The sequence below is a fragment of the Dermabacter sp. genome, from assembly GCF_032550575.1.
In the GTDB taxonomy this organism is placed as follows: domain Bacteria; phylum Actinomycetota; class Actinomycetes; order Actinomycetales; family Dermabacteraceae; genus Dermabacter; species Dermabacter hominis.
In genome coordinates this window covers 1-11,650 of record NZ_JAWFZC010000001.1, presented here as the reverse complement: position 1 = coordinate 11,650, position 11,650 = coordinate 1, and the positions used below count along the sequence as shown (strand labels likewise).

At 64.1% G+C, this 11,650-nt stretch carries 9 protein-coding genes and 2 rRNA genes; all 11 read right to left on the bottom strand.

Going from position 1 to position 11,650, the window contains the following annotated elements:
* Nucleotides 1-2: 2 nt before the first annotated feature.
* Nucleotides 3-1,673, bottom strand: coding sequence for a lipid II flippase MurJ (gene murJ, locus E6X30_RS00055; protein ID WP_316335483.1), 1,671 nt, complete (start codon nt 1,671-1,673; stop codon nt 3-5).
* Complete coding sequence (locus tag E6X30_RS00050; protein WP_144245988.1) at nt 1,670-2,539, bottom strand: hypothetical protein; 870 nt, start codon at nt 2,537-2,539, stop codon at nt 1,670-1,672. The genes murJ and E6X30_RS00050 overlap by 4 nt, the downstream gene beginning before the upstream one ends.
* A 17-nt stretch (nt 2,540-2,556) precedes the next feature.
* Complete coding sequence (locus E6X30_RS00045) at nt 2,557-3,636, bottom strand: copper transporter (RefSeq protein ID WP_316335482.1); 1,080 nt, start codon at nt 3,634-3,636, stop codon at nt 2,557-2,559.
* On the bottom strand, nt 3,633-4,814 hold the full coding sequence (gene steA, locus E6X30_RS00040) for a putative cytokinetic ring protein SteA (protein WP_316335481.1): 1,182 nt from the start codon (nt 4,812-4,814) through the stop codon (nt 3,633-3,635). The genes E6X30_RS00045 and steA overlap by 4 nt, the downstream gene beginning before the upstream one ends.
* A complete protein-coding gene (recN, locus tag E6X30_RS00035; RefSeq protein ID WP_316335480.1) occupies nt 4,811-6,523 on the bottom strand; it encodes a DNA repair protein RecN in 1,713 nt (570 codons plus the stop codon). Before recN ends, steA begins: the two co-directional genes overlap by 4 nt.
* Nucleotides 6,524-7,492 (bottom strand): NAD kinase, encoded by a 969-nt coding sequence (locus E6X30_RS00030; protein ID WP_316335700.1) that lies wholly within the window; start codon nt 7,490-7,492, stop codon nt 6,524-6,526.
* A 37-nt stretch (nt 7,493-7,529) separates the two neighbouring features.
* Entirely contained in the window at nt 7,530-8,390 is an 861-nt protein-coding gene (locus E6X30_RS00025) for a TlyA family RNA methyltransferase (protein ID WP_316335479.1), read from the bottom strand.
* An 11-nt stretch (nt 8,391-8,401) separates the two neighbouring features.
* Nucleotides 8,402-9,415, bottom strand: a complete 1,014-nt coding sequence (locus E6X30_RS00020) for an HAD-IIA family hydrolase (RefSeq protein WP_061212517.1) — start codon at nt 9,413-9,415, stop codon at nt 8,402-8,404.
* Nucleotide 9,416: 1 nt separating this feature from the next.
* Nucleotides 9,417-10,976 (bottom strand): hypothetical protein, encoded by a 1,560-nt coding sequence (locus E6X30_RS00015; protein WP_316335477.1) that lies wholly within the window; start codon nt 10,974-10,976, stop codon nt 9,417-9,419.
* Nucleotides 10,977-11,344: 368 nt separating this feature from the next.
* Nucleotides 11,345-11,461, bottom strand: a 5S ribosomal RNA gene (rrf, locus tag E6X30_RS00010).
* A gap of 85 nt (nt 11,462-11,546) precedes the next feature.
* Nucleotides 11,547-11,650: ribosomal RNA gene (locus E6X30_RS00005) — 23S ribosomal RNA — on the bottom strand; the annotation flags it as partial.

The window sequence follows — 11,650 nt, the reverse complement described above, 5'->3', positions numbered from 1 at the left end:
CCCTACCCCTTCTTCGTCGCCTTGACGATTCGCGCGCCGAGCTCCACGATTGGCGCCGCAAGAGAGCGATCGGCGATCATCAGCACGCCCAGACACACCGCTGCACCAGCCGTACCCGTCCCGATGCCAAGCACGAGCGAGCCCCACGCTCCACGAAAAGCGTCACTCGCGAGCTGTGCGAGAGCGAGCCCCGCAATTGAGCCGAGGACCGACGCCACAACCGAGGCGAGGACCGTCGTGAAAAGGGGACGCACGTGTTCGCGAACCATGATCCGCTCGCGAAGGATGTTGAGCCCGCCAATCGCCGCGATCCACATGCCGATAGATATACACAGACCAAAAAGGACTCCGGCAGTGGCCGTCGATCGCGGTGGGGACGTCACGACCGTCACGAGAATAAGCACGCCCGCGATTCCCCACCCGGTCGCACCGATCGCGAGAGACTCCCCGGGCCTCAGCGCCGCATTGAGAACCCTCGCGGTCAGCATCACGATGCCGTACGCGATCAGCCCTGTGGCGAGCGCCGCCGTGACCGCGCCAACGCCGCGGATCCCCGCGCGATCGATCGCCACAAAAAACTTATCGATGGGGAGTCCCGCACCCCAAAGCGCAGCCCCACCCACGGCTGCGAATGCCACGACCGCCTGGACGGATCGAAGCGTCAGCGCCGAAAACTTTGCCCTATCACCGAGTGCCCGCAGCTCGGAAAGCTCGGGAAACACGCTCGTCATAACGGGGACGAGGAGAACCGCGTAGGGCAGGAGGTACACGGCCTGACCGTACTGGAACAGCGGAAGGGTGCCCGTTCCACCCGCGCGAACGGAGAGGGCAAGAATCAGGGCGGTCGTCAGTTGCTGGGCGCCGACGGTTGCCACACCCGAGCCGGCAAGTCCCAAGGCACGCGCACGCACGCCTCTGGTGAGGGCGAGTTGGGGCGTATACACAAACCCCGATCGCAACGCGGGAAACACTACGCATACCGCCATCGCGACAACCCCGAGAGTTGTCCCCCACCCGAGGGCAGCTTCAGAGAGATTCGAGAGCGTTCCCGCAGACACGCCCACGGGGACCGTGAGGGCATAGAGGCCGTACGTTGCCATGACGACGAGACTCGAGATGAGCGGTGCGAGCGCTGGCCAGAGAAACTTGCGTCGCGCCTGCAGGTACGCGCCAAGGACGATCGTAATCGCATAGAACGGCAGCTGAAGGGCGAAAACCCGCATGAGGCGAGCGCCAAGATCGATCGCTGCGGCATCGGCGGCTTGCGCACCGGTTCCAAGAATGGCTCGAGCGAGTGTGGGGGCAAGCGCCCACAGCACGAGTGCGAGGATGAGCGTGAGCAGAACGCTCCACGTGAGCAGCGCTGAGACAATGCTCGAAGCGTTTCCGCGCGGGGCAACGCGGCTGCCTCCTTCACGCGGGCGGGAAGGCTCGTCAAGAAGCCCCGCGATAAGCGGGATGACCATGCTCGCGAGCGCCCCTCCAGCGGCAACCTCGAAGACGACACTCGGCACAAGATTGGCACTCGCATAGGCGGTTCCAATCTCACCCGCTCCCACGCTCGCGCCGAAAACGAGGTATCGCGCGAACCCTGCGAGCCGCGCGAGAACCGTGATGACAGCGATGAGACCCGTCGCTCGAACGAGCGACGGAGTCCGCGACGAAGCGCTCATGACCGCCCCCATTCGTCAATCGCGCTCAGAAATTCCGAGGAGGAAATGATGCGTGTGAAGCTCACTCGTTCACTCACGAGCGTGAGCCCCACGGCCACAGACGCTGCCGCAGCGCGGAAGGCACGCGAGGATGACAGCGCGGCGAGGGTGCCCGCATTCGCCCCGAGGACGTTTGCTCCCGCATCCCCGAGCATCCCCCGCGCACCGAAGTCGCGCGGAGCGGCAAGGAGTGTCGCGGCCGCATGCGCGGCGGCGAGGGCCTTGCGAGAGCGCGAGGCTTCCTCGCGTGCCGGCCCACACAGGGCTATCAGGACGCCTATGCTCGTGGCCTTCAGCGCCCTCGAAGGTCGCACATCGAAAAGGTTGGCGAGGTTCGCGCTGGCCGCGATCAACACGGTGTCAAGGCCACGATCGAAGACGGCAAGAGCACTGCCGCCGAAGCTGGCGTCGGACTCGCCCCTGCCCCGGACACGTTCACACTCGCGCGCGAGCACGTTCGCCGCCACCGCGATCCCGAGAATCTTGATGTTTCCCGTGGTGAGCTGTCCGTGCGCAAGCGCCCCGAGATGCCCCTTGAGCCCCTTCGGGGGCGCGGTTTCAGCATTGCGCATGAGCATCGGTTCGACGATGTCATCAGCGAGCCCCACCGCGCCGACGAGCGCAGCGGCACCACTCGACGGCACGCCGAGTCCCACGAGTGCACCCGCCGAGAGTGCGCCGGCCACCTCAACTCCCTCGGCGAGAGTGACGGGCTCACCGCGGAAATTGGTGCGGTCGAGGTGTGCACGAAGCGACTTAGGGCACTTGGCGAGGGCGCGAGCGCATGTACGCGAGGCAAGCGTCGCCGCTGCGGCGCTGAAACCCACCGTCCGGAGGATACTCGTCACTGTCCACCGCCGTCGCTCGAGGAGGCCTCTTCATCGTTCGTCTGCCCTCCCGCATCCGTGTCATCCGAGCGCTTCTTTTCGCTTCGATCACCATTGAGCTCTTCGACCTTCTCGCGGATTGCGGACGCATCGGGCACGAGCGCCTCGGCATCGGTCGCTGATCCGTATGCTCCCGGCATCTCGACCTGGGCACCGGCAAGCGCGAGCGTAAGCGTCGCCGGACCCGAGGCATACGTCAGCATGTCGATGCTCGAGACTCGCTCACGAAGATCACTCGTGCGCACAGCCGAAACAAGACCCTCCGAGCCTCCCCGCACGGATGAGGAACCTCCAACCGTTACCGTGACGCCTTCGCCGTCGAATGCCGTCACGAGCGCGCGGCGCGACTTATCAAGGTTGTCCGAGCGGGTCGCAGCAGCCTCCGGCGAGTCACTCGTGACCGAAAAGAGCGACTCTTCGCCCGAAAGCACCAAAACGGAGTCCACCGCTTCAATATCGCCTTTGAGCGTGAGGACGCCGCTTGCGCTCAGAGCCTTTGCGATCTCGAGCCGCGCTGCATCGTCAAGATCCTCGCTCGGGGCAAGAATCGTCGCGATGACGGACGCAAGCTGTTCTGAGGTCGACGTTCCACTCGGCTTCACGCCTGGCCACGTCTGGGTGATTGTCGTCAGGGCTGAACGCCGCTCGCCTTCCGCCGCGGGATCCCACAGCGACTGACCGAGCTCGATCTGGGGTCCGGTTTGTCCCCCGGCAGCCTCAATAAGCGTGCGCGTAGCCTCGACTTCGGCATGCATCGAGGAATGATCGGCAATCGTCGCGACCTTCTCACCGTGCATGGTGCCCGTCACCAGGCCCGCACCCGCGGCTTTGACGAACCCTTCGAGGTCAGAGTTCTCAGCGTTCAAAGCATCGTTCGAGGCTCGCATTTCGTCTCGCTCAACCCTCAACTGCTCGACCTGCGCGGTCAGGGTATGCCCGACGCCGTCTCGAAGAGGGCCCGCACCGAGCACGATGCCGATCGCGAGCGCGAGGAACACCGCCACGAGCGAAACGAGGTGATAGCGAAAGTCGATCATGGGATCGGTCCTCCCTGGACAAACAGAGCAGTGAAAAAGCGCAAGGTGTCATCGAGCCTTGCACCGAGAATCTGGATAAGCGTCTGGCCACCGTCGGTAACCGCCATGGCGACGGCGAGCGCCAGGAGCCCCGCAACGACGAGGAGAACGAGCTGGAAAGTCGAGATGCGCTGCCGGTAGAGGCGAGAGACGCCCTTCGCGTCCACGAGCTTCGAGCCCACCCGGAGCCGCGTGAGGAACGTCGAACTCATACCCGCGCGCCCCTTGTCGAGGAACTCCTCGAGCGTTCCGTGAGTGCCGACGGCAACGATTACGTCGGCGCCGCGATCGTCAGCAAGAAGCATCGCAATATCTTCGCTCGTTCCCGAAGCCGCGAACGTCACGGCATCGTCGGCGAGTCCAAGCGCACGGACGCGCTCCATACCCGGAGCGCGGCCATCGCGGTAGGCGTGCACGACAATCTCGGCACCGCTCGCAAGCGCCCGATCGGACACCGAGTCCATGTCGCCAATAATCATGTCGAGCCCGTAGCCGGCATCGAGCACGGCATCTGCTCCCCCATCGACCCCGATGATGATAGGCCGGTTCTCACGAATGAATGGCATGAGGGCCACGAGGTCCTCGCGGTAGTGGTAGCCGCGCACGACAATAAGGACGGGCCGGCCCTGGAATCGCGTACGGACTTCCGGCGTGCCAACGCCGTTGATGAGAAGCTCACGCTCACGAAGCATGTATTCCATCGTGTTGGAGGCAAACGCCTCAAGCTGCTCGCTGAGCCCCTCACGCGCCTTGTCGAGCTTGTCGTTGAGAACCGCAGGCGTGTAAAGCTCCGCTTCGAGCCGCTCCCCCGTGCTGAGAGATACTCCGCTTTCGTCGATCTCAACGAACCGCCCCTCGCGAACCTTCGCGAACAGATCCTGGTCCAGTACATCGAGCACCGGTATTCCCGCCTCGACGAGGATCTGGGGGCCCGCGTTCGGGTAGCGCCCCGAGATCGACGGTGACGCGTTGAGGACTGCAGCAGGCGCGCGATCAACGAGTGCCTCGGCCGCAACGCGGTCGAGATCCTCGTGGTCGATCACCACGATGTCTCCAGCCTCGACGCGCTTGGTCAGGTCTTTCGTCCGTTTGCCCACCTTTGCTCGACCGGCAATAGGGAACGTAAATCCAGGTTTCACGCGCCGCGAGCCTCCGTTGACGTTGCGAGAAGCTCAGCGGCGTGTTCAAGTGCGGCGTCACTTTCTGCATCTCCCGCGAGCATGCGCGCCAGTTCGCGAACGCGCGCTTCTCCCTCGAGCGGTTCAATCCTCGAAACCGTGCGGTCCTCGCCGCCATCGTTGTGCGTCTCTTTCACGATCCTGACGTGGCAACTCGCCCACGAAGCCACTTGCGGGAGGTGAGTCACGACAATGACCTGGGCATTTTCGGCGAGCCTCGAAAGCCGTTCTCCGACCGCCCGCGCCGCGCGGCCGCCAATACCCGCATCGATTTCGTCAAAAACGAATACCGGGGGCGTGCCGCCATCTGAAACGTCCGTAAGAGAGGCGATTGCCACCTCGAGCGCGAGCATCACGCGAGAAAGTTCGCCGCCTGATGCGCCCGTCGCGACGGGCATGTATTCGGCACCGGGGTGCGGCTGCATCGTGAACGACACACCGTCGGTGCCGCACGCACTTCGAGGTGCCCGCGTCACGTCAATACGAAGAGACGCCCCGGGCATCTCGAGCCCGGCAAGTTCGTTCTCGATTTCGGCTGCAAGCTTCGCCGCGGCCTCGTGGCGTTCTCCGCTCAGTGCATCGGCGATTCGTGCGAGTTCTGCGTCAAGTTCTACACGACGCTTGTCGAGCTCGCCAAGCCGCGCCGCGCCGTCCTCGAGCGCGCGCAGCGCCTCGAGGGCCTCACGCGAGTGGAGCAGAAGCTCACTCACGTTCTCCGCCCCGCCGAGGCGAGGCCCGTACTCACGCACAAGCACTGTGAGCTCGTGCAAACGCTCTTGTGCCTCCTCGAGACGGCCCGGCGAGGCCTCCCACCCGTCTCGCAGAAGCGAGATCTCGCGCGCAATATCGCTCGACTCGTCGCGCAAGGCGATAATGCGGTCCAGAACCTGCGACGCACCGGGCGCCTGAGTAAGCGATGCCGCGGCGGCATCGGCATGGGTCAGGACGCTCGAGGCTTCGTCGCCCGCAAGGTGCATGAGCGCGCCTTCGAGGGCAGTGAGCGACTGAGCAGTATCATCCAAGCGTTCGATTTCCGCGCGCAGCGCGTCATCTTCGCCCTCAAACGTGCCCGCCCGCTCTATCTCCTGGAGGATTTCGGTGAGCTCCGCCTCGCGCTGCTCTCGATCGCGCAGAGACGATGACAGCTCCTTCAGCTCGCGTTCGAGCGAAGCGAACTCCCGAAAGAGTAAGCGGTGCTCGGCGAGCAACCGTCGGCCCTGCGCCCCCAACACCGAATCGAGCGCTCCAAGCTGCGCCGCAGGCTCGCGCAAGCGAAGCTGATCGCTTTGGCCGTGGATCGTAATCTCCCCGCCAACAATCTCGCCAAGCGTGCCCACGGGAACTGGAACGCCACCAATGTGGGCACGCGAGCGCCCGTCCTTCGTCACTCTGCGCACGACAAGAATTTCGCCGTCCTCGACCTCGGCACCAAGCTCATCGAGGCGTTCGTGCACGGGCGTTCCCAGGGCGAGGCCTACGCGGCCCGACACCGTGCTTGACACACCGGCGCGGCGGGAATCGAGGCGACGCCCCATGAGGAGGCCGAGGCCCGTGATGACCATCGTCTTACCAGCGCCGGTCTCGCCCGTGAGCGCGGTAAAACCCGGCCCAAACTCGATCGACGCGTCGTCAATAACTCCGATCTGGCGAATCGACAGGGAACGCAGCATTCAGCTCTCCCCCGCGTTCGAGTCGTAGCGCGTATCGGGATTACCGCCGCGCCACCCCTCAACGGGAAGCTTGAACTTCTCGACGAGTCGATCGGCAAATGGGGTCTCCGCGAAACGAGCGAAATGAACGCTACTCTTCGACAGGTGCGTCTCGAGCCTAGATCCGGGCGGAAGCTCAACCTGTCGCCGTCCATCGAGCGTCAACACTGCGGCCGACGGCGACTCAGGCGACACCTCGATCTCCACAACCGACGAGCGCCCCATCACGAGGGGCCGTGCGAAAAGGGCATGCGCCGCGAGCGGAATGAGCAGCATCGCGTCCACCTCGGGCCACATGACGGGCCCGCCCGCCGAAAACGCGTACGCGGTCGACCCCGTAGGGCTCGACAGGAGCACACCATCGCAGCCGAATTCGGAAACCGGACGCCCGTCGATGCCGACGACGACGTAAATCATGCGCTCGCGTTCGCCCTTTTCGAGGCTCGCTTCGTTGAGGGCCCAATCCGAATGCAAGAGCGAACCATCGGCAGCATATGCTTTCGTGCGGATGACGCTTCTGACCTCAAGAATGTAATCGCGCGATAGAAGCCTGCGCACCGTTGTCCCGAGTTCCGCTACCTCGCTCTCCGCAAGGAATCCCACGTGCCCAAGGTTGACACCGTGCACGGGAATGTCAAAGGGTCGGATCAACTCGAGGGCCCGCAAGATCGTGCCATCGCCTCCAAGAACAATGCACAGTTCCGTTTCCGCCGGCAATTGCTCGTGGTCAAGGACCTCGAGTCGACCCGCACGGATCGTGTCGAGAAGCGCGAGAGCAGCCGGATCGTCCGGCCGCGAGGAGACCTCTTCCACTTGCGCGGAGGTCACGATTGGCCTCACGCCCGCGGCGTGCAGGTCCTCAGCGACCTGACGCGCTGCCTTGAGAGCCACTCCTCGACCCGAGTGAACGTACAGCAAAAAGCGCCTCAGGGCTCTCCTCCTCCCTTACGGTCAGCACTCGCGGCGCTCATGAGCCGGCGGGTGCCTCACGACGAAGACCCTCGGCTTCGGCGAGGGCCTCCTCGATCATTCCACATTCACCTTCCGGATCGCGTGCGCCGGCGGGCAATTTTTCGCACAGAAGAAAAAACTCGACATTCCCGTCTTGCCCGGGAAGCGGGCTCGGGTGCAGAGCCTGGAGCGCGAGGCCGACGCTTGCCGCGCACTCGGTGACGCTCACAAGGGCATCGCGCCACGCCTGCGGATCGGTCACGACACCCGACTTTGGCAAGCGCGCTCTTCCCACCTCGAACTGTGGCTTCAGCATAAAGAGCAAGCTCGCATTCGGCTCGACAAGGCGCGATGCGCCGCCAAGGATGTGCGTGAGAGAAATAAAGGAGACGTCGGTGACGACGACATCGGGAATGCCTACTCCGCTGGGCTCATACGCCGCGAGCATGGTCCGGGTCACGCAGCGCGCGTCGGTCCCCTCGAGATTCGCCAGCCGCGAATGCCCTGCAAGGCGAGCAATGAGCTGCCCGTGGCCGACGTCCACAGCCCACACGTGGCGAGCGCCCCGGCGCAGGCAGACGTCGGAAAACCCGCCCGTCGAAGCCCCCAAATCGAGAACTCGAGCTCCCGCGAGTTGAGGCGCTCGGGCACCGAGGCGCTCAAGCGTACCCTCGAGCTTCAAGGCCGCACGCGAGGCGAACTCGCCGCCTTCGGGAACCCCGAGCACCTCGAGAACGTCGCCCTCCGCCACGTTCATCGAGGGTTTGCGGGCGACGCTACCGTTGACGTGTGCGCGCCCTTCCTCAACGATGCGACGCGCATGCGTACGTGAGGACGCGAGATTGCGCGCAAAGAGTGCGGCATCGAGGCGTGGCACAGCGCGGACCCTTATTCGCCAAATGGCCCAAAGAGCTCACCCGAGGCGGCGCGAATCGCGCCCTCAAACGTGCTTTCGGGGAATCGCGCGTTCACGAGCGACAGGACGACCTGTGCCGCGCGCCAGCTCGACGCGTCACCCGTGACGACGATGTCACCGCCCTCGAGGTGCGCCGCGGTAGAGCCGAGATGCGCTCGCTCCGCGTCAATGACAGGGTGCGCGGCGCTCTTCGCCAAGAAGGAGAGGTTGGGCCGCACAAACACGGGACGTTGAATAGCCGGCGCATGCGCCGCATCGATCCAACTCGACACCCCCGTGAGCGTGTGGAAGGTTGGAACGTTCGCGCGGTTTCCGCCCTCGAGGTCCGTATCGAGGCGATCCCCGATTGCCAAGGGGCGGCTCGAGCTGGAGATCTCTGCCGCGACCTTGAACATCGCAGGCTCGGGCTTGCCCGCAGCTACAGCCTTGACACCCGTCGAAAACTCGAGCGCGTGCACGAGCGACCCGTTGCCCGGCGCGAAGCCTTTCTCGGTGGGAAGAGTCGAATCAATATTCGTCGCGACGAAAAATGCGCCGCGACGAATCGCGTACGCCGCCTCCGCCAGATCCGCCCACCCAACGGTAGGCGCGAAGCCTTGAATCACGGCCTTGACGTCATCGCGGTCTTCGCGCGTCACGGTGTAACCGTTTCGTTCGACTTCCTCCACGAGCCCTCGGCCGCCCACGACGAGTATTGTGCTGCCGGGTTCAACGTGCGCCCTCACGAGGCTCATCGCAACCATCGGCGAGTTCACGACCTCGTTCGCGTGGGCTTCGTAGCCGAGCGACGCAAGGTGCTCGACAACCATGTCCGGGGTGCGCGAGGCGTTATTCGTCGCGAAGGCAATCGCGAGTCCTCTCGCACGAGCCGCAGCCAGAGCATCGACCCCGTGCTCGATCACTGTGGAACCGTTCATCAGCGTCCCATCCATATCGAACAGGAGTGCATCGAAAAGGTCGAGGAACGTTGGGTCGGGGCGCTTCACGTCACTCCTTGTCGGATCGTAGGTCTTCTTCGGTGGGCTCGTGAGGGAGCAGCGGGGGTTCAGCCGATTGATCCGGGTTATCCCTGGACTCGTCCGCGGCCTCAAGGCCAGCGTTGGCCTCACTCGTCGTATTCGAGGCGTCAACATCGCCATGCGACTGCTCGGAGGGACCGCTTTCCTCGCTCGTATCTAAATCGTCGTCCGCATCGTGGTGATCCGACGCTTGCTCGGCTTTCGCCGCTTCTCGTTCAGCTGCTTCGCGCTCTGCCCGCTCAAAGTCAGCCTCGACGTCGAACACGCCGATCTCTTCCTCCGTCCGTTCCACGGCCGCCTCCCTCGGACGGGGCGCACGGCCAAGGCGCGCGTAAGCGTCGGTCTCCTCGTTAACGTCTGCGTCGGCAGCGAGCGTAACCCACTTCTTCGCCTCATCGGCACGCCCTGCGGCTTCGAGAAGATCGGCGTAAGCCAGCCACAGCCTGAACTGCCACTTGCCGTCGACCTTCGAGCGCAGTGCCGGAATCTCGAGCGTCGCGATGGCCGTATCAAGATCTCCAAGATCGGCGTACGCACCGGCAACGACCATCATGAGCTCGATCGTTTCCGCATTCGTGAGCTTCGCTGCCTCGTCGGACTGCGCGATATCGAACGCTTTTTCAGGGCGCCCCAGGCCCCTCTCACAGTCGGCGACGATCGGGAGGAGATCGACTTTTCCGCTCATGCGCATGGCGGCGCGCATTTCCCGAATGGCGCCGCGGTAATCGCCTGCCTCGTACAGCAGGGCGCCGTAGAGCTCGCGAACGGATGCGACTCGCGCGCCGAAACGAGCAGCCCACTTCGCATGCTCGAGGGCCCGCTCCGGTTCATTCTCGGTCAGCATCGCGCACGCAACGAGGTGGCGCGACACACGCTCCATCTGTTCCTTCGTAAGAGCCTTGAGGGTGGCGCGGAGTTCGGGAGCAAGCTCGTTTCCGGTGATGTCTGCCGGGACGAATGGTTCGCGCCCTTCGCGAAGGCGTTTTTGGCGATCTGCCTCAAACCCTTCCGCGCTTGACATCCGCTCACGCTGCTCGAAACGCCGCTTATCGCGCTGGTCACGATAGCCGCGCTCCCCTTTGCCGAAGCGCTGCCCGCGGCCCTGGGCGTCACCACGGCGACGCTCACCATCGCGGCGCGGCTTATCATCCCTGGACCAGCGACGCTCACCATCGCGGCGCGGCTTATCGTCCCTAGACCAACGACGCTCACCATCGCGGCGCGGCTTATCCCCCTCGCGACGATCGCGCCAGTTGCCGTCGCCGCCATCGCGCCCATCACGGTTGGGCTTCCAAGCGCGATCGCGATCCGAACGGGAGTCACGAGAACGTCGATCCGAACCGTATGAGCGTCGCTTGCCGTCACGACCGCGCTCTCCCCAAGAATCGCGATCACCACGCTTGCTCGCACGGTACTCCCCGCGACGACCTTCGGTGCGCGGCTTTCGCGATCCATACTCGCCTCGAGTACGGGGGCGGCTTTCGCTCGCGGAACGCGAGTCAGGTTCAAAGTTCTCGTTGTCGGACAATCCGCAACTCCTCCAAGGGGGGCGAGCCACGAAGGTAAACGTGGCCGCAGGAATAAGGCTCCGTTGGCGGTCCCGCGACAAATCGCGGTACACAACGTAGCTCTACGCTAGTGGACTACTTCCCCGTAGCCTCGACTATGGAATGGTTTTCGGGCCAAGTTCACATCGCGCGTCGATAAGAAAAGATGCTTTCGTGATAACCATTGACCACCCGGCCCCCTTCTCACGCGCCCTGGCGCGCTGTTGACCGCGGTGACCCGCGCAGCCCCGGTCCCCGTCCCATTTCGGGCTGTGGATGCGGGAGACACCCGCGTTAAATGTGGGGAGCCCCGACCCTAGCGGCCGGGGCTCACACCAACAAAAGAATAGTTCGGCGGCGTCCTACTCTCCCACACCCTCCCGAGTGCAGTACCATCGGCGCAGTTAGGCTTAGCTACCGGGTTCGGAATGGAACCGGGCGTTTCCCCAACTCTATGACCACCGAAACAACCAAACAACCCCCCAACACGAAGCAGGGGGTGTGGAATGTCAACCACACAGTGAACGCGAACACAAGAAGCAAAGAAGAGTGCAAGTAAGCCATCGGCCAATTAGTACCAGTCAGCTCCACACGTTACCGCGCTTCCACATCTGGCCTATCAACCCCGTCATCTACAGGGGACCTCCCACACAAA

Excerpts from the sequence above, each read along its gene's own strand:
- murJ (WP_316335483.1), bottom strand. The coding sequence starts at position 1,673 with ATGAGCGCTTCGTCGCGGACTCCGTCGCTCGTTCGAGCGACGGGTCTC.
- E6X30_RS00045 (WP_316335482.1), bottom strand. The coding sequence starts at position 3,636 with ATGATCGACTTTCGCTATCACCTCGTTTCGCTCGTGGCGGTGTTCCTC.
- recN (WP_316335480.1), bottom strand. The coding sequence starts at position 6,523 with ATGCTGCGTTCCCTGTCGATTCGCCAGATCGGAGTTATTGACGACGCG.